This is a genomic window from Serratia sp. CoH_122_TC_1 (genome assembly GCF_058191755.1).
The window spans coordinates 1-18,691 of sequence record NZ_JBXWLA010000003.1; the positions used below are offsets into that span (position 1 = coordinate 1).

An 18,691-nucleotide genomic window follows, 5' to 3' on the forward strand; every position below is an offset into this window, starting at 1 on the left:
GCCGGAAGAGTACCGACTGATGGCTGAAAACACGGAAGTCTCAAAAAGTGCGTGGAACTAAAACGGGTATGCTTACAGAGCCACTACTTCGAAACTTACCGCCAAGACGTTTCAACTGGCCCTTCAGGGCCAGCTATTCCAGTGTGTTGGTACTTAACGGGTAAGAGGGTTCATTCTAGCGTTTACGCAAGTGGATTAGTCGATTAATCCCGCCTTGTCGTAAAAAGGCCATGGACCGTCGTACTGGCCAATCGGCAAATAGTGCGTGGCCATGCCCTGGCTTTTGTGCCAGCGGTGCAAAAGCATACCCGGCGGCTCCAGTACGAAATGCGCTGGGGCATCGGGCGCGAAGTTCGGGGCGACCTGATGAGAGGTTCCTGGAGCGCTGCACACCACAACGCCCGCCAGTTCCGAGACGATAAACCTGTGCACATGTCCGCAAAGAATACGTTTCACCTGGGGGGCATTGGCCACTACGTCTGCCAGACGTGCCCGGTTTCGCAAGTTTTGACTGTCCATATGACCAATGCCACTGATAAAAGGATGATGATGGAGCATCAGCACTGTCGGTTTATGGGGTTGATCCCGCAGTGTGGCGCGCAGCCACTCCGCACGCGTTTCGCAGAACTCCCCCCACGAAGCACCCGGAACGGTACTATCGAGCCCGATCAAACGCACCGGAAAATCGTCATTCACCCAATGAAGGAAATCACCCTGAGCGGGCAACCAGTGACAATCGGCAAAGGCGTCACGAAAGGCTGAATGGACGTCATGATTACCGGGGATGGCAAACCACGGCAGCGTCAACGTATCCAGCACACTGCGAACCTGCCCGTACTCTTCCGCACGGCCAAAGTCAGTGAGATCGCCAGTGATGACGACAGCATCCGGTGCGGGACTGAGGCTGTTCAGGTGGGCGACGGTGGCTTTCAGCGCGCTCATCGTATCCACTTTTTGGTAAGAGAGACGGCCTGCGGCCTTAATGTGAAGGTCGCTGATTTGCGCAAGTATAAATGCAGTTTTCACTAATAAATGCCTCAGGAATGGGAAAGCGTAAACAAGCTGCCGTCTACGGCGTGCAGACCAATATGTTGACCAGGTTGCCACTGTGTACGTGACGGACAATCAACCTGAATAACGTTCCCCGATGGGATTTTTATCAGCATACGCTGCTGCTGGCCCAGAAATGTGCTGTGTTGCACTTCACCGGTCAGTAACGCCCCTGCGAGCGGACCGGGTTGAATATCTTCCGGCCGGCACCAGAATTCACCGTCGGGTAAACTTAGGCGGTTAACGGATCCCACAAAGTCGGCGACAAACGGCGTGGCCGGATGGTGATACACCTCACGTGGGGTGCCAATCTGTTCAATACGGCCATGGTGCATGACCGCGATACGGTCGCCCAGTGCCATTGCTTCCTGTTGATCATGGGTGACGTACACAGCAGTAATGCCAAGTTGTTCCAACAGTGTGCCGATATCTTCACGCAGTTTGTCACGCAGCTTTGCATCGAGCGCGGCCAGCGGTTCATCAAACAGTAACACTTTGGGGCGTGCCGTCAGTGCGCGAGCCAGTGAAACGCGCTGTTTTTGCCCACCAGAAAGCGCCTGTACCGGTCGGTCGGCGAAATCACTCAGATCTACCATTTGCATCATCTCACTGACACGCTGGCGTATTTCCGATTCGCCCATGCGTTGAATACGCAGGCCGTAAGCAACGTTCTCAGCCACGTTCAGATTGGGGAACAGCGCATAGTTTTGGAAAACCATACCGACTTTGCGTTTCTCAATCGGCAGCGCGGTCACGTTGCGATCATCAAACCAAACCTCTCCGCCATGGTCACAGCTTTCCAGTCCGCTGATAATGCGTAACGTGGTAGTTTTACCGCAACCGGACGGGCCAAGCAGCACCAGTGTTTCGCCTGGGTGGATGTCCAGATCGAGCGGATGCAGTGCGGTATGTCCGCGATTAAAGGTACGGGCGCAGCGGCGCAGTCGAATTCCAACGGGATGTGTCATGTCAGGTCTCACTTTGTATTGTTCTGCCGGCGACCAAGCAGGTGCATGGCCAACAGGAGTGGAATAATCATCAGTAGGAACAAACTGGTATAGGCTGAACCGATCTCAAGCCGCATGGAGGCATAGCTGTCTGCTAGCCCTACCGGCAAGGTTTTGGTCAACGGAGTGTGCAGCATCCAGGTGATGTTGAACTCGCCAATCGATAAGGTAATCACCATAAAAGCCCCGGCGAGGATGCCGGAAAGACAGTTAGGCACCACCACGCTCAGAAAGCGTTTCAACGGCCTGGCACCCAGGCTGGCAGATGCCTCTTCCATTGAGCGGATGTCGGTAGCCTTCATCACCGCCAGTACCGGGCGCACCATGAAAGGCAGAGTAAAGAGCACATGACCGATCAGAATAAACACCCAGCTTTCGCGCAGTCCATGCAGTCCGCCATAGACAAACAACAAACCCAACGCGGTGGCCAGGCCGGGAATGGCAACCGGCAGCATCAGACACTCTTCAATCCAGCCCGCCAGACGGGATGGACTTTTCAGTAAACCCCAGGCGGCAGGTACGCCGAGCAGAAGAGTACAGAGCAGGCAAGCCAGCGCGATCAGTAATGAAAGCCAGAACGTAGGGGCATATAAGGCCCAGACTTCATGGATCCAGCGTAGCGTCAGACCGCTTTTCAGACCGACGAAATAGTTCTCGGTGAAGCCGGCCATCACTGACATGCCGATCGGCACAATCAGAAACAGGCAGACCATCAGCGTCAAGGTGAGCTGCAAGCCAAACGTCAGCGGGCGTTTCATAATGTACTCCCCGATTGATAGCCGGAGACGCGACGAGCCAATAACAGCGCCGCCCAGGTCACCATCCCCATCACCACTGACAGCGCAGCGGCAGTGGAGAAATTGGCATAGTTGGTGAATTCACCGTAAATAGTCAGCGGCAACACCTGCAGATCGGTACCCAGTGTAAAGGCGGTGCCGAACGCGCCCATGCTCGTGGCGAAACAGATCGCCGCACTGGATATCAAGGCCGGAGACAGCGCCGGGAGCAGAACATCACGAATAATGCGCCACTGACTGGCACCGAGCGAACGGGCCGCCTCTTCCAACGAGAGGTCAAGCTTTTCACAGGCAGCGACCAGCGTCATGATCACGCGTGGGATAGAGAAGTAGAGATAGCCAAGAAACAGTCCCGTCATACCATAAGCAAGGCTCCAGCGTTCGCCGACCAGCGCCAGGCCCAGCTGCGAAAACAGCCCCTGACGCCCGGCCAACATGATGATGAGGAAACCCACCACGACACCGGGCAAGGCAAGGGGAAAGGTCAGCAATGACAGCAGCAGCCCTTTTCCCGGAAAAGTATGACGGGCAATGAAACAGGCCACGACCGCTGAAATTGCCACCGCAGCGATCGCCACGACCGCCGACAACAACAGCGTATTGATCAGGCTCTGCAGATACTGCGGCTGTGTCAGAACCACCAGATAAGCGTTCCGCTGAGTAGTGCCGTCCGGCTGCATCCCCACCACGGCCAGCGAGGCAAACGGCAGCAGCCAGAAAGCGCAGAAGACCGTCAGTACAGGCACCAGTGCATATAACGCCGCTACGGGGATCTGACGTCGCTCCCCTTTGGGTGCGGGCGAGGCGACAGCAAGTAATGGCTGTTCCATTACTTCACCTCTTTCAAGTATTGGGCAGAAAAACCTTTCTGCGCATCGGCCATTTGCTGATAGTTGACCGTATGGGCACGGGCATAGTCGCTGTCCGGCAAGAACTGCGCTTTCGCACTGGCGGACATGGCGCTTTCACGTACCGGGCGCAACCAGGCGTTGGCCCAGATAGCCTGCCCGCGGTCCGACAGCACATAGTCGATCACTTTTTTACCCGCCTGCATATGCGGGGCGTTCTTGACCAGACCGATCACGTAGGGAACTCTGAGGCTACCTTCTTGTGGAATGACAAAGGCAACATTTGCATGATCTTTATACTTTGCGCGGTAGGCGTTGAAATCGTAGTCAAGCAGAATGGGGATCTCCCCAGACAAAACACGGGCATACGCGGTCTGCTTCGGGACAATCGGGCTGTTTTTCGTCAATTTCTTGAAATAGTCAATGCCGGGTGTGAAATCTTGCAAGGTTCCGCCTTTGGCCAGGTTGACCGCCACGGCCGCCGCATAGCCGACAAAGGCACTGGCCGGATCGAGATAACCGACCATCCCTTTGTATTCCGGTTTCAGCAGATCGTCCCATGAGCGCGGTACCGGGGCACCATTCAGGGCATCAACGTTGACCATAAAGCCAATTGTGCCGGAGTGAAGCGCGATCCATTTTCCCTCGGGATCTTTCATATCCGCCGGAATACTGTCCCAGCCAGCGGGCTTATAACTGGTCAGGACGTCTGATTTGGCAGCCTGAATGCCGAAAGTTACGCCAAGATAGGCGACATCGGCGACCGGGCTGGCTTTTTCTGCCACGATTTGTGCAAGCGCCTGGCCGGAGTTTTTGTTATCCAGCGGAACCTGTATGCCGGTATCTTTGGCGATGGCTTTCAACTGAGTCGCCCAGTCGGCCCATTCCGGCGGGCAGTTATAGCAGATGGCGGTATCGGCCTGAACCTGTGCCGAAATCAGCAAGGCACCGGTCAGCAGTGAGGAGAGCGTGAAGGTTTTCATACAATTTTCCTGGTTGAAGTAATAGAACATCAATGTTGCGCCCGGGCAGTGCTCTCGCCCGGACGCAGAATAAAATCGAGGGTGCGAGAAGTGACCTTCTCGCCACCGATCAGCCTGAGCAGGCTTTCTGTCGCCACCTGGCCCAACTGGTACGTGGGCTGGACAACCGAGTAAAGTGACGGAGACACCATTTCGCCCAGCTCAATCCCGTCAAAACCGACCACCGATATATCCTCCGGCACGCGATAGCCGAGTCGTGTCAGCGCGCCTATCGCACTGAGCGCCAGTAGGTCGTTGGAGCAGAGCAGCGCGGTCAATTCTCCATCGGTACCGAAGTGGCGGCGCAGCGGCGCCTCTTCAACACGGGTGTGATGTGGCATCTCTATCAAGGGCAGCGGAGGGCACCGTGCATCGATCATCGCCTGGCGGTAGCCCTGATAACGCAGTTGGGCACGGTCCGACTGCTGTACCGGCCCGGCAAGCATGCCGATGCGGGTATGCCCCAACATCAGCAGATGCTGCGTGGCCTGGTACATTGCACGCTGGTTATCGACGCTGACGGTAACGAAATGGGCCGATGCAACGGGGTTATGTACCAACACTACGGGTAATGCCTCCTGCTCCAGCAAGGCTAGGCTCGCGCTCTGTCGAGCATCAGCGACGGTAAGTGCCAAACCGTCTACCCGCAGGCGCAGCATATGTTCCAATACCGCCAATTCACGCTCAGGATCGTAGTTGGAGGTAGCGACCATCAACGAGTAACCCGCTGCACGCGCCACGTTCTCCATCGCCTGGAGTTGTTCGCTAAATAGCGGGTTGCTCAGCGTTGGTACCATCACGCCGATAATGCACGTGGACTGAGTTCGCAACTGACGTGCCACATAGTTGGGCCGAAACCCCAGTTGCTGCGAAGCGGAAAAAACTTTATCCCGCGTGGCCTTGCGCACTTTTTCTGGCTCAGAAAAAGCTCGGGCTGCAGTGGCGCGAGAAACGCCAGCCAGGCGTGCAACGCTCAGTAAATCGGTCATGCCGTTCCTCGTTATCAGTGAATGAGATCGATCTCATTTACTGCAAAAGCATGGCGAGAAAAAATGACAAGGGGATTACAAAAAAATGAAGTTAGTATATTTCACAGGCAGAAGGTCGAGCCGCGCATGACCATCAGATTGTCTGAGGGTTACCTCCCTAGCCTGCTTCAGGTGTTGTCTTTGCTGTAATGGTACCAATAGCGACCGTAATTTATACCCACTCGCTGTCACCTATGGTGGCGGTGGTCTGGTCCGGCTTCTTTAACTTTCTCGGTGTGCTGCTCTCCAGCGGTGTGGTGGCATTCGGCATTATCTCGCTACTGCCGGTAGAGCTGATCTTGCAGGCCGGCACCGGCAACGGTTTCGCCATGGTGTACGCCCTGCTGTTCTCTGCCATCATATGGAACCTCGGGACTTGGTGGCTCGGGTTACCCGCCTCGTCATCCGATACGCTGATCGGATCGATTATTGGCGTCGGGGTGGCCAATGCATTGATCCACGGACGCACTGGCACCAGCGGTGTTGATTGGGCACAAGCGATAAAGGTGGGGTACGCGCTGCTGCTGTCACCGGTGATCGGCTTTGTGTTCGCCGGCCTGTTATTGCTGGCGCTGAAAATATTCGTTAAGAACCGCCAGTTATATGCCGCTCCCAAGGGTAATACGCCTCCTCCTTTGTGGATCCGTGGTCTGTTGATACTTACTTGCACCGGTTTTTCTTTTGCTCACGGGTCCAATGACGGCCAGAAAGGCATGGGGCTGATCATGCTGATCCTAGTAGGCACGATGCCGATTGCTTACGCCCTGAACCGTTCGATGCCGCCGGAACAAATCCCACGGGTGGCCGCGTTAGCAGAAGTGACCAAAAACGATTTGCTGCAACAATTCCCGGCAATGCATCAGGTACCCCCGCGCGAAGTGTTGACCGGCTATGTACGTACCAAAGAATTGACTCCAGATGTGGTACCAGCATTAGCGCAGTTGACCGGCGCTATCGGCGACCAAATCCGCCAGTACGGTTCCGTCGATAAGATCCCGGCTCAGGTGGTATCATCGGGGCTGCGGACGCGTTTGGTCTACCGGTTTCCACCACACACGTGCTGTCCTCCGGTATTGCCGGCACGATGGCGGCCAACCGCTCCGGCTTACAAGGGTCTACCCTTCGCAATCTGTTGATGGCCTGGGCACTGACATTGCCAGTTTCGATATTGCTGTCGGCAACGCTCTACTGGATTTTCACCAATTTCTAAAGAATGACGCGCAGCGGAATTCAGATCGTCAAATATTGGTTTTCAATCACCGATGACGAGCAGGAATTGCGTTTCCTTAGTCGCATTCACGATCCACTCAAGCAGTGGAAGCTCAGCCCAATGGATTTAGAGAGTCGCCGCCGCTGGGAGGATTACACTGAAGCACATTGGTGTGCCGCTACGCGCACCAAAGATAAAGCCACTTCAGCTTAAGCGGCTTTAGTCATTGATTGCTTCGCAAGGTAATTGTTTCAGAAAGAATAGCAAATATTTGATATATTTTCGAAACCATCACGGTATTTTCATCTGATGTGGTTTGTGGTCACATTGCTTTACTCGGGAGCAGCCCCAACCATCCTGGTGACGGTGCTCCTTTAACTTCACCGAAGTAAAGTGTCATCTGCGAGCGGAAGCGCTCAACAGCATCCCGGTCCTGCATAAACGTAACAAAGGCTCTAGGATTGGTATTTTTATATTCCCAGATGTGCTTGTAACCTTTTGGTGGTGACACGTCGGTTCGGACTGACCACATGTACCAGATGTTTTGCTGTGTATTTTTATCTATCAGCCAGTTGAGATACAGTTTGGCTGCTTCTGGATGTTTGGCACCTTTCATGATCGCCGCTCGTTGAGCCCATGATACAAATGGATCGTGCTTCGGAAGAATAAAGCGTGAATTCGCTTTTCCGTCCGGGACAAGGCTGCCATCTGTTGAGAACGTCGCAACCGCTTTTCCGCTCTCAGTATCATCGGCAGGAGCCTGCGTACCTCTCACCAGTTGAGGTTCTTGCGCGACAAATTGCTGCACGAAACCCCAGCCATATCTATCTACAACCTGTTTAAACCAGAAAAGGACAGCGTCATCATCATTTGGATAGGTTACGACAATTTTTCCCTTGAGCACCGGATTCAGATAGTCTTTCGCCTCTGTCGGCCACTGAGTTTCCGGCAGGGCTTTTGTGTTAATAACGTTTGAGAACGCATCCACAAAAACGCCCGTCCACGCCCCATCTTTGTCGCGGAAATCCGGGTATATCTTTTCCCATCCTTTTGGTTTGTAGTTCAAAAGTGCGCCTTCTTTCTTCCAGCGGGGATAGTCCTGCAATGTCTGCAGCTGTACAACGTCAGGTACCAGCCTGCCAGTAGCCATCTGATTATCAATACGTGCATCGTGAAATTTGCTGTAATCTACAATGACGTTAAGCGTCAGGCCTGGAAACCGCTTTTCAAATGCGTGTTTAATACCATCTTGCTGCCCTGCAGTATCACCGCCGGCATAAACCGTCACTTCACTGCCTTCTTTAAGTGCGCGCTGATAAAGCTCATCGAGAGAAAGCGTCTCAGGCGCTACTGCGGCATATGAAGCACCAGTAATAAGAAGAAGGAACAGTGTACTTATATTCAGATGTCTTAGTTTAACTTTCATAAATGAGTCTCTGTTGAGGTGAACAATCTTTAAAAGTCATTACCGAGCTACTCTTTGGGAATCTGCTTGCCAGAGCATAAATACCCTGGATTTCAAAAAAACGCTGTAGATCTGCATATATATTAGGATCAGCCAACCCGTATCATGGTAATAAAAATCTGCTCTGTTGCATGCTCATCCGGTTTTTCTGCACCATTACTAAGGAGGTTTCGCAACAGCCATGCATCTGTATAGGCAACTATGGCATCAGCCTGTTTTGCTGTCAGATCAAAGCGCTCCTGAAGAATCAAACTGTGAGTCCATACCCATTGCATTGCACCTGCCCTGAGTCGTGGTCGCGCAACAGCGGCGACGAAAAGCTCATATTCGCTAAGCAGACGTGCGTGCTGTTGTAGAGTCCAGAATAGAAACCTGGTTAACTGTACTTCTGGCTTCTCTGGCAAACGCTCACTGAACCATTTCAACGTCTGGGACTTGAAATTCGCAACTGCGTTCCTGATAACGGAATCATGCAGATCGTCAAGTAGTCTGAAATGCCAGGTAACTGTTCCAGGTGAAATATTAAGCTCAGCAGCCAGGTTTCTCTGAGTGCATGCATGAAGCCCCTCAGTTCGGATTATTTCAGCCGCGGCCTCCAGAATGCGCTCTCGGGTAAGCTCGCTTTTTGCCCTTGAGGTACTTGAAGATTTGCTATTGTTATCCTTTACCATGCAAGTTCTCCGCCAGAATAATCGACAAAATGATGGCCTCCTGCTGCTCGGTAATGCATCATTTGGCTGATAATGCCCTCAGCACTTTGCTCGGGTTTCACGGGAGCCATATAGCCCCCCATATCCGTCTGAACCCATCCGGGATGGATTGAAAGCAAGGTTGCCCCCTTCCTTCTTATTGTGTCTAGCAGAGAACGGGTAAGCATGTTAAGTGCAGCTTTGCTTGCTGCATAAAGAGGCATTTCGGCCTCAGGGTTCTCAGTGAGGCTGGCCAGCCGCGAAGTCATGATTCCCAGAACGGCGTTATTATCCAGCCGGAGAAAGGGGATCAACATATTTGCTGCCTGAACTGGCGCAACGGCATTTACAGTAAACACCGTTTCGGTTTCTTTCCCGGATGCACGGCATATATCCTGATGCGCGGGGCCGTATATGCCGGCATTAATTAAAATGAGATCGAATTGCTGTCCCCGGCATGCCGATATAAGGTCTGACATACTGATTTCATTGGTGATGTCAGCCTGAATCCATCTAGTATTTTTGTCACCTTCAGCCGGGCGTGTCGTGTTCCATGTTGCTAAGAGGTTCACGTTCATTGCGGACAGACGCTTAACAACGGCAAGTCCGATCCCTTTTGAAGCGCCGACTACTAGGGCAGTTTGCTGATTCATGACTGGTCACCTCCTTGGAGAGTATTATTTAAGCAGTACGGCACTGCCATGTAACTTGTTTTTACCGCCGGCAGATGTGATGTAAAAACGTGAAGCCCCCGCTTCATCAGCTTTTCTGGCAAGAGATGCGGTCAGGCTGTCAAGACTGCTTTCGCCTGTGACAGACACATACCCATAAGCTTTTTCATCCTTTAATGAACTGACTTCAGTGGCTGCATGGGAAGAAAGAGAAGCTGCAGTAAACATCATTCCTAAACTGACTATAAGTAATTTTTTCATGGTACACCCTCTAATGGATTTAAACATTGGTGCTTATGATAGCCCGCTACAGGAATAACAAAATTCCCTATCATTGATAGTTTTATTCAAATTTACTGAATAACAATGATATGGAAAAATCTCGTTCAGTGAACGATTCTAGGTTTTTTTATCTAATTTACCTGATATTTTATGCTTTTTTTAGATAAAATATCTGAAAATCGTTAGTGTGAACGAGGTTTTATTGTCAAGTGATTTAAAATTAATGGAGTTTAGGGGGGGCTTCTGTTACTGCATTTATGTGAAACACGGGTTACCAATGAGTCAAGATTACTGTTCACCTCAGTTGTTCCACGCTGAAACAGCGGATCGCTAACAGACCAAGCTGTCAGAAAATACTCATAATAAGCGCATTCTTAACGACCCCACGGCTAATATCACCCGCATGGTTGTCATTTGACTCGTCAGCAAACGAAACTTCGTAAAGTGTCTAAAACCTCTACCACTCATTACGGTTGAATGTTATACCTGATGATGTATGTTACCAACGGTGCGAAAGTGATCCATATCCGACGCCTGAAATTAGATCCAGGGTTAATCTGCTCTCCTGATTCGGGAGAGCTTATGGTCACTTTTGAGACAGTTATGGAAATTAAGATCCTGCATAAGCAGGGTATGAGCAGCCGGGCGATCGCCAGAGAACTGGGTATCTCCCGTAACACCGTAAAGCGTTATCTGCGTGCGCAGTCTGAGCCGCCAAAATATACGCCGCGTCCCGCAGCTACTTCACTCCTGGATGAATACCGGGACTATATTCGGCAACGCATCGCCGGTGCCCATCCTTATAAAATTCCTGCAACGGTCATCGCCCGCGAGATCACGGAGCAGGGTTATCGTGGTGGCATGACCATCCTGAGAGAGTTCATACGTTCACTTGCTATCCCTCAGGAACAGGAGCCTGTCGTGCGCTTCGAAACAGAGCCAGGACGACAGATGCAGGTTGACTGGGGCACCATGCGTAATGGCAAATCACCCCTTCATGCGTTCGTTGCCGTTCATCACACTCAACATAAGTTAAATTGCATTGATGATTACGCACCGGGCTATCTGTCTTGATTGCATCCCACCTCACCTTCAATTCTTGCCCGTGTTTCTTAAGATATGACGTTCTTCTACGAAGGTTTAATTGTTGGCTATGATTGAGACTAACATCTCCGATTTCTTCCATTCCGCTAGGGTCGCAACACTCGCTTGTGTTTCAATGCGCATAGCCAATCCGACTTATGCTCTGCAATAAATGGTTCTGCTCTTGGTCTTTCAACCTTCGGCAGATCTAGACATGGCCACTGTGCATTTCTAACATTGCGACAGTTTTGAACATTCTGAATGACGGCTCTCTGCCAGGTCGCGATGCCTTATATGAAGGCCAACTATGTAACCTTTGCGTATCGCTGAAAGATAAACCTGGCACCGGTAATGACATGGCTGCTTGTAAATAGGCGCGAATTGTTCAAAAACCCCCTTCTTTTTTGATCGCGCTACGTGAAATCTGAGGAACGGTGGCTACATTCCACCCTGCAGATTTCATCAAAACGCACCGCCAAACTGTGCTTAATCAACCAAGAAATCCGCACATCAATCCTGAGTTCTTCTGTGTAAAGGAAAAAGCATTATCTGGCGTCGACCGTCGGAGTACCCTGGTGAAAACGCATTTGCCAATGGTCGCTACCATTTTCTGAAGATAACACCCAGATCGACGATCGCAATGTGCAGCCAGTAACAACGCCATCAGCACTGCGATGAAAACTTCGGTATGTCAGCAACACAGCGCCTTCGACAATGGTGGCCAACATGAACCCTTCGGAAAAAATCTCAGCCTGGCCATGTTCTCGTAAAAGTGCGGTCACAGTTTGCTGTTTGTCATAGCACTGGCCTGAACGCCCAATCTCTTCAAAGTCATCATGCAATAATGCACCGACTGCGCTTGCATTAGTGCGTGTCACGGGCTGATGCAATTTAACCTCAAGAGATTGAATCATGGCTAACAATTCTGCCAACTCGGTCAACATTTCCTCCTTTGGGTTGTCTTTATCTCCCCATTAATGCCGGGTTATTTAACATAATTCAGTGACAGTGTCACTGATGGTATATCTACCTTCCTTTCTGGAACCTATAAATATTGCAAACAACTAACCAAATAGCCAGCTCACCAAACAAACAGTTAAAAATGCAGGTATAATTGAATATATTGTATTTAACCACTTGCATTTACAACTCAAAAATTTAAATATAAAAAACCAGATAACGTAAATAAAAACAATATAAATAACGTTCAAAATAGAACTCCTTTAATGACAAGCAGTGCATCTTTGCTTCATTAGCTTTCGCCATGATGCTGGATCGTCCACAGCTTTCTGCATTGCTTCCTTATAACACCCACCTGTAAGGCCTAGCATGTTTTTAAAATGATTGTCAGCCCAGTTAGGATCGTTTTAAATTTTATTTTAATCACCTTGCGATGGAACCGAATCCAGAGCTGGACCTATCTTGTTTTTGTTTTTCCCAAGATATTCGCCCGCTAAACCACCAAATAACAATCCACCCGCTTCAGTGAGTAAAAATCTATCCGCCAAGCGCACCAATACTGGCACCTACCGCCGCTGCATTTAGCTTGAACTTAGCTTCATTCCCCGATCCTATTGTTTTAGCTGGATAAGCGCTTAAATTTACAGTAGCCCCTTGTATTGGAAAGAAGTATATCCGGAAAGTTTTTTTGTATTGGTGGTCACAATAGAGACAGAGTTGTCTATAAAGAAAGAGCCTAAGGAGGTAATGTTCAGTGAATATTGTGATGATGTGTTAGTTTTAGTATTTTCATAAATTGAAATGCCAGAACTAATTGCCCAATTATTTTTCTCAGGTAGAAAGTCTTCAACTTTGTAAATACCCCCCGCCCCGACGACAAGATTAGGTACGCTTTCCGCCAAAGCAAACTCTGCTACAAAGCATAATGCTAACGTTGCAAAAGAAATCGGTTTTAGCTTCATATCTTTACAATACCCATTACTGATAATGATTATCGTTATCTTTGTGGGGATTTTGCCATGTGCATACAAATTGTCAATAAGTGAAAGCACAAGTTTCTTGTCTATACATAATGACGGCTTAAGTTGAGGTCAAGAAAGAGACAAGCGGAACAGTTTTAGGTTGTACGGTGTGGTGGATAAATCCTTATATCGCTAAAATTATAATCCAATATAATCATATCGTTACCCTGCTATCGTACGTTTTCGTTCCATTGGTCCTGAAACCCCTAGACTGATTCATCCATAATGGACAGCCAACCAAACGGTCGGCGTGTTGGGATCTGTCCATTCAACCCTATGGCGACGTTGTGCCGTAATATTCACAAAGTCGCCGATATTCATTATCTGCACCTCAGGTTCATCCTCGAACCGCAAACCGGCAGAACCCTGTAAAACGATGACCCACTCATTTTGCGGCTGGCAGTACCAAAAATCTGGCGGGCTTGATTGCCCGCTAGAGATGATACGTTCAATCTGCACGTTTGGCTGAGATAACAGCGTCTCAAAGGTTTCTGCTTCCGCCTTAAGTGCGGCCTCAGGAAAATGTGTGAACAAATTCGTCATCATCTTAACCTTATCCCTTATGGGCCCCGCCAGGTGAAGTCTTGGGCTGTGTAAATAGGTGACAACGTCACCCTTTGCCAGGGCGGATCTTAAACCAGATGGCATACATGGCAGGCAGGAATACCAATGTCATGATGGTTCCACCGAACGTACCGCCGATCAAAGTGTATGCCAGGGTGCCCCAGAATACCGAATGGGTCAGCGGAATAAACGCCAATATGGCTGCCAATGCCGTAAGCAACACCGGTCTGGCACGTTGCACTGTGGCCTCCACCACCGCATGGAACGGGTCCATGCCCTGCTTTTGATTGTCAGTAATTTGGCCAATCAAGATCAGGGTATTCCGCATTAAAATACCCGACAGTGCGATCAGGCCGACCAGGGCGTTAATGCCAAATGGCTGTTGGAACAGCAGCAATGTGGGTACGACGCCAATCAGTCCCAAGGGTGCGGTGAGAAACACCATGACCATTGCCGATATCGAGCGCACCTGCAGGATGATGACCAACAACGTCAGCGCAATCATGATTGGGAATAACGGCAACATTGCTTGGGTCGCCTTGGCTGATTCCTCAATGGATCCCGCTTGCTCGATGCGATAGCCGGCAGGCAATTGGTCGATGATCGGCTTGAGCTCACTCAGTATCGCAGTGGAAACATCGGGTGGTTGCAGCCCCTCAGCAATGTCACCTCGCACGGTCATCGTTGGGGTACGATCGCGACGCCGCAGGACAGGATCTTCCATACGTACATCGACCTCGCCCACCTGCGACAGTGGAATACGTTGCCCGGCAGAGCCCACAAGGGTAAATCCTTCTATTTGGGCCGGGTCGAGACGAATATCCCCCGCCGCGCGCCCTACAACCTGTACCGCGCGAATGTCCTCTCGCACCACGGTGATCGGGACGCCAGAGAGCAGGAACTGTAATTGTTGCGCCACGCTGTTTGACGTCAGACCCACCGCTTGCAGCCGGTCCTGATCCAACGAGAAATGCAGCGTTGGCACGCGTGGCCCCCAGTCGGTATTGACGGTACGCATCATTGGGCTGGCTTGCATCACGGTCTCGACCTGTCCTGCAATCTCACGCAGTTTGTCGGGGTTCGGCCCCGAAACGCGATACGCCACGGGGAACGGTGAATACGGGCCAAACACCAGTTGCGTCACTCTCACTCGCGCTTCGGGTGCCAGTCCGTCTGCCGCCGCCGCTCGCAGGCGGAATTTTAGGGCTTCACGGGCTGCCGGGCTGTCGGTGAGCACCACAATTTTTGCAAACGAGGGATCGGGCAGCTCCGGCGCCATCGCCAGATAGAAACGTGGCGAACCCTGGCCGATATACGACGTAACGATCTTGGCCTCACTCTGCTTTTTCAGCCAGGTTTCAATTTTCGCGGTGGCCGCGCTGGTCTGTTCGATAGAGGTGCCATAGGGCATCTGCACCTCAACCAATACTTCAGGACGGTCGGAGGTAGGGAAAAACTGCTTTTTGATTAGCCCCATGGAAAGGATGGCCAAAACAAAAGCACTCACCACGGCCCCTGCCACCCACCATTTGCGGGTAATGACGCGGGCCAATAAACGGCGAAAACGATTATAGTGGCGAGTGTTATAGATAGCTGCGTGGCCGCCTTCAACCGTCTTGATGTTCGGCAGCATCTTTACCCCCAAATAGGGTGTAAAGATCACCGCAACCACCCAGGAGGCGATCAGCGCGATGCCGACAATCCAAAACATATTACTGGTGTACTCGCCAGCCGTTGACTGTGCAAAACCGTTAGGCATAAACCCAATGGCTGTTACCAGCGTCCCGGCCAGCATGGGGGCTGCGGTGTGGCTCCAGGCATAGGCAGAGGCTTTGATACGGTCGTAGCCTTCCTCCATCTTTACCACCATCATTTCAATGGCAATGATGGCGTCGTCAACCAGCAGTCCCAGCGCCAGTATTAACGATCCCAACGTGATGCGGTCAAAGTTCTTGCCTGTGGACGCCATTACGACAAACACCACGGCCAGCGTCAAAGGGACAGCGGCAGCGACAACAACGCCCACTCGCCATCCCATGCTGACGAAGCAAACGACCATGACCACCAGGAGTGCGACGAAAAACTTCACCATAAACTCATTGACCGCCGAGCCGATATTAACGGATTGATCGGTGACTTTGGTTAACGTCATGCCCAACGGCATATCCGCGTTTATTTTGCTGGTCTCAGCATCAAGCGCTTTCCCCAAATCCAGTCCGTTCCAGCCTTCGCGCATCACAATGCCCAGTAACAATGCCTGTTCGCCGTTGTTGCGAATAATGAAGGTCGCCGGGTCTTCATAGCCGCGCTCAACAGTCGCGACATCAGAAAGCGTCAAGGTGCGCCCTTGGGCCATAATAGGTGTGGCGCGGATCTTGGCCAGGGTATCGAAAGCACCGTCAAGGCGAAGAAATACCTGCGGCCCGTGGGTGTCGATCGAACCTGCGGGCGTTAAGACGTTCTGACTGTTCAGCGCGGAGAAAATCTCCTGTGGGGTAATCCCTAGCGTGGCGAGCCGATCGTGGGAAAATGAAACGAAGATGCGCTCGGCCTGCTCCCCGATAATGTTGACCTTCTTCACGCCAGGTACATGGAGTAAACGTTGGCGCAAGGATTCTGCATCGCGTACCAACAGACGTTGCGGTTCCCCTTTGGCTTTTAAAGCAAACAACGCAAAGGTTACGTCAGAGAACTCGTCATTGACCATCGGCCCAATGACGCCGGCAGGTAAGTTTTTAGCTTCGTCACCCAGCTTCTTGCGCGCCTGATAGAAGGCTTCCTGCACCTCGGCAGGCGGTGTTTTGTCTGCCAATGACACCATAGTGAAAGCCAGACCGGGGCGGGTATAAGTCTCAGTGCGGTCATACCACTTCAGCTCTTGCATCCGTTTTTCGAGCGGTTCGGCGACCTGATCCTGCATTTCCTGCGCGGTCGCGCCCGGCCATGCAGTGATGACCGTCATCTGTTTAACCGTAAAGGGGGGATCCTCCGCCCGTCCCAACTCAAAGAACGCAAGGGCACCGGCTACCGCGATAAGAAGAATCAGAAACAGCGTGATGGCACGTTCGCGAACGGCAAGCGCCGAGAGATTAAAACGCCCTTCACTCATGAGCGGCTCCTGACAAAACGGGTGCCACCCTGACCTGCTCACCGTCGCGCAGCAAATGGGCACCCAATGCCACAACCTGATCACCCGCCTTAAGGTTGCCGGCAACCTTGGCGACATCGTCGCTGATGCTCAGTACCTGTATGGGGTGCCAGGCGACAGCCGCCTGCTGACCGGCAATAACCCATACGCCGGTACCCTTACCGGGATCAAAGAGTGCGGCGATGGGGATCTGCAGCAGTGGCGCGGTGCTTTCATTTTTGGCGATATCAAGGGTGACGGTTGAACCTAAGGGGGCTCCTGCCAGCGGGCCGTTAAGTACATACCTGGCCTCGAACGTCCGTGTTGAAGCATCGGCTGCATCAGAAAGCAGGCGTAATGTTGAAGGTACCGCTCCCGTGTCGCGCCCATACAGACGGGCCATAGCCACGCTGCCGATGGCCGGACGCAAGGTTTCCGGTAGATGTACTATGGCTTCTCGTTGCCCCGCACGCGCCAGTCGCACCACGGCTTGCCCAGCACTGACAACTTGTCCTGGCTCGGCCAGCGTGTCCACCACCACGCCATCGGCGTCAGCCAGCAAAACGGCATACTCGGACGCATTCCGGGCTACATCTGCCTGCGCTTCTGCGGCACTGAGTTGTGCCTTTGCGGTATCCGCCGCCGCCTTGATCTGATCATAGGCCGACGCCGAAACTGCGCCGGTTGTGACCAGCCCGCGATAGCGAGCCTCATCGGCCGTCGCCTGCCGAGCCTGCGCCCGTGCGGCCGCCACCGCTTGTTGCTGCGCCCGCGCCTGCAAACCAAGATCAACCGGATCCAGCCGCATCAGCGGCTGACCGCGTTTGACGGACTGGCCGGTATCGATCAGACGCTCAAGTATTTTGCCAGAGACACGGAATCCCAAGTCACTTTGAGTTCTGGCGACCACGACGCCGGTGAATGCACGGGAGATGTCGACCGCATTTTCTACCACAGCCGCCCTCACTAGCGGCGGCTTATTACGCGGATCGTCGACGGTTGATACGTTATCACAGGCCACCAAGGCCAGGGGTAACAGGCAAGCGCCAATAGTGGCAGGTCTGAGCCGGAGCATGGGGTTCCCTTACGTCATTGACAGGACAAGAACCGCATCCTCCGACTAGTGACCAATTAAGTCAATGGTCACTATTCATGTTAAGGCGACAAACTGCGCAATATCAGGCCCGACAACAGTACCGCGGCTTCCCCGGCGGTTTCCAGGTTGTATTGCAGCTGTACCGGGTTGACATAGGGACACATCACCAGATAAATCGCACTGGCAGCCTCGTCCATCGGAGTCTTGCGTTCAAACTCTCCGGACTCGCGCCCTTCGCGGAGGATCTGTTGGATGATTTGCAGCAGATGAGCTTCATGTGACTTCACCGAAGGCCATTGATCGCGTGCGGCGACGGCGGCGATATCATAGAGTTTTCTGTCATGGAAGAATAAGTCGCTACTGGTCTCCGACAGCGCCTTGAACAAGCGTCTTAGCTTCTCTGACGCGGTTGGCGAATCGGCGATGGCTGAGTCCACCAGCGCCATAATCATCGCCAGGCGATTAGAACAGATCACCTCACCAATCGCCTGCTTGGATTCAAAGAATTTGTAGATGTAAGCCTTCGAAAAGCCGATCGCTTTGGCCAGATCGGACACCGTGGTTTTTTCATAACCGTAGTGCCCGAAGTATTCGGTAGCGGCTGCCACGACCTGATCGCGAACACTGTGGTCCGAAGGGCCCCGCGTCTGTGGTGTATTCATTTTTTCATTCATCTGTATAGCTTATCTCGGTGAGCGGCGATCCACAATAAGTGACCAAATGGTTATTTGGTCACTTACGTGTTTTATATCCCCTGCCTGATCATTCAA

16 protein-coding genes and 3 pseudogenes are annotated in these 18,691 nt (G+C 52.0%); 3 read left to right on the forward strand and 16 right to left on the reverse strand.

The annotated features are described in order from the left end of the window. Nucleotides 1-195: 195 nt before the first annotated feature. The 6 genes from AC2FC2_RS04420 to AC2FC2_RS04445 are packed head-to-tail and all read right to left on the reverse strand — an operon-like array spanning nt 196 to nt 5,713. Nucleotides 196-1,026, reverse strand: a complete 831-nt coding sequence (locus AC2FC2_RS04420) for a phosphodiesterase (protein ID WP_265553238.1) — start codon at nt 1,024-1,026, stop codon at nt 196-198. 11 nt (nt 1,027-1,037) lie between these two features. After that, complete coding sequence (locus AC2FC2_RS04425; protein WP_490658833.1) at nt 1,038-2,018, reverse strand: ABC transporter ATP-binding protein; 981 nt, start codon at nt 2,016-2,018, stop codon at nt 1,038-1,040. A gap of 8 nt (nt 2,019-2,026) precedes the next feature. Further along, on the reverse strand, nt 2,027-2,815 hold the full coding sequence (locus tag AC2FC2_RS04430) for an ABC transporter permease (RefSeq protein WP_265553234.1): 789 nt from the start codon (nt 2,813-2,815) through the stop codon (nt 2,027-2,029). Continuing rightward, nucleotides 2,812-3,684 (reverse strand): ABC transporter permease, encoded by an 873-nt coding sequence (locus AC2FC2_RS04435; protein WP_265553232.1) that lies wholly within the window; start codon nt 3,682-3,684, stop codon nt 2,812-2,814. The genes AC2FC2_RS04430 and AC2FC2_RS04435 overlap by 4 nt, the downstream gene beginning before the upstream one ends. Next, the gene (locus AC2FC2_RS04440; protein ID WP_265553230.1) at nt 3,684-4,685 is read right to left on the reverse strand and encodes an ABC transporter substrate-binding protein; all 1,002 of its coding nucleotides are present in this window, start codon (nt 4,683-4,685) and stop codon (nt 3,684-3,686) included. Before AC2FC2_RS04440 ends, AC2FC2_RS04435 begins: the two co-directional genes overlap by 1 nt. A gap of 29 nt (nt 4,686-4,714) precedes the next feature. After that, a complete protein-coding gene (locus AC2FC2_RS04445; protein WP_265553228.1) occupies nt 4,715-5,713 on the reverse strand; it encodes a LacI family DNA-binding transcriptional regulator in 999 nt (332 codons plus the stop codon). Between the two features lie 197 nt (nt 5,714-5,910). Here AC2FC2_RS04445 and AC2FC2_RS04450 point away from each other — a divergent pair. Next, nucleotides 5,911-6,962: pseudogene (locus AC2FC2_RS04450) on the forward strand (inorganic phosphate transporter); the annotation flags it as partial. Between the two features lie 3 nt (nt 6,963-6,965). Next, a pseudogene (locus tag AC2FC2_RS04455) lies at nt 6,966-7,151 on the forward strand (polyphosphate kinase 2); the annotation flags it as partial. A 133-nt stretch (nt 7,152-7,284) separates the two neighbouring features. On the opposite strand, the gene AC2FC2_RS04460 reads toward AC2FC2_RS04455, so the two are convergent. The 4 genes from AC2FC2_RS04460 to AC2FC2_RS04475 all read right to left on the reverse strand — a co-directional run bounded on the left by AC2FC2_RS04460 (nt 7,285) and on the right by AC2FC2_RS04475 (nt 10,048). Beyond that, nucleotides 7,285-8,388, reverse strand: a complete 1,104-nt coding sequence (locus AC2FC2_RS04460) for an ABC transporter substrate-binding protein (protein ID WP_265553226.1) — start codon at nt 8,386-8,388, stop codon at nt 7,285-7,287. A gap of 128 nt (nt 8,389-8,516) precedes the next feature. Next, nucleotides 8,517-9,098: a TetR/AcrR family transcriptional regulator gene (locus AC2FC2_RS04465; RefSeq protein ID WP_265553224.1), complete on the reverse strand. Its 582-nt coding sequence runs from the start codon at nt 9,096-9,098 to the stop codon at nt 8,517-8,519. Next, nucleotides 9,092-9,769 carry an SDR family NAD(P)-dependent oxidoreductase gene (locus AC2FC2_RS04470; RefSeq protein ID WP_265553222.1) on the reverse strand — a complete coding sequence of 226 codons (678 nt, stop codon included), beginning with the start codon at nt 9,767-9,769 and terminating at the stop codon, nt 9,092-9,094. The genes AC2FC2_RS04465 and AC2FC2_RS04470 overlap by 7 nt, the downstream gene beginning before the upstream one ends. 24 nt (nt 9,770-9,793) lie before the next feature. Continuing rightward, nucleotides 9,794-10,048: a YdgH/BhsA/McbA family protein gene (locus AC2FC2_RS04475; protein WP_265553220.1), complete on the reverse strand. Its 255-nt coding sequence runs from the start codon at nt 10,046-10,048 to the stop codon at nt 9,794-9,796. 603 nt (nt 10,049-10,651) lie between these two features. Here AC2FC2_RS04475 and AC2FC2_RS04480 point away from each other — a divergent pair. Continuing rightward, nucleotides 10,652-11,083, forward strand: a pseudogene (locus AC2FC2_RS04480) (helix-turn-helix domain-containing protein); the annotation flags it as partial. Nucleotides 11,084-11,697: 614 nt separating this feature from the next. Here the strand turns inward: AC2FC2_RS04480 and AC2FC2_RS04485 are convergent. The 6 genes from AC2FC2_RS04485 to AC2FC2_RS04510 all read right to left on the reverse strand — a co-directional run bounded on the left by AC2FC2_RS04485 (nt 11,698) and on the right by AC2FC2_RS04510 (nt 18,595). Continuing rightward, nucleotides 11,698-12,096 (reverse strand): nuclear transport factor 2 family protein, encoded by a 399-nt coding sequence (locus AC2FC2_RS04485; protein WP_265557080.1) that lies wholly within the window; start codon nt 12,094-12,096, stop codon nt 11,698-11,700. 657 nt (nt 12,097-12,753) lie between these two features. After that, on the reverse strand, nt 12,754-13,074 hold the full coding sequence (locus AC2FC2_RS04490; RefSeq protein WP_265557081.1) for a hypothetical protein: 321 nt from the start codon (nt 13,072-13,074) through the stop codon (nt 12,754-12,756). A 276-nt stretch (nt 13,075-13,350) separates the two neighbouring features. Then, entirely contained in the window at nt 13,351-13,680 is a 330-nt protein-coding gene (locus AC2FC2_RS04495) for a cupin domain-containing protein (protein ID WP_265557082.1), read from the reverse strand. A 64-nt stretch (nt 13,681-13,744) separates the two neighbouring features. Next, nucleotides 13,745-16,807, reverse strand: a complete 3,063-nt coding sequence (locus AC2FC2_RS04500; protein WP_265557083.1) for an efflux RND transporter permease subunit — start codon at nt 16,805-16,807, stop codon at nt 13,745-13,747. Further along, on the reverse strand, nt 16,800-17,900 hold the full coding sequence (locus AC2FC2_RS04505) for an efflux RND transporter periplasmic adaptor subunit (protein ID WP_490658834.1): 1,101 nt from the start codon (nt 17,898-17,900) through the stop codon (nt 16,800-16,802). The genes AC2FC2_RS04500 and AC2FC2_RS04505 overlap by 8 nt, the downstream gene beginning before the upstream one ends. A gap of 80 nt (nt 17,901-17,980) precedes the next feature. Continuing rightward, nucleotides 17,981-18,595 carry a TetR/AcrR family transcriptional regulator gene (locus tag AC2FC2_RS04510; protein WP_265557085.1) on the reverse strand — a complete coding sequence of 205 codons (615 nt, stop codon included), beginning with the start codon at nt 18,593-18,595 and terminating at the stop codon, nt 17,981-17,983. Nucleotides 18,596-18,691: the final 96 nt, after the last annotated feature.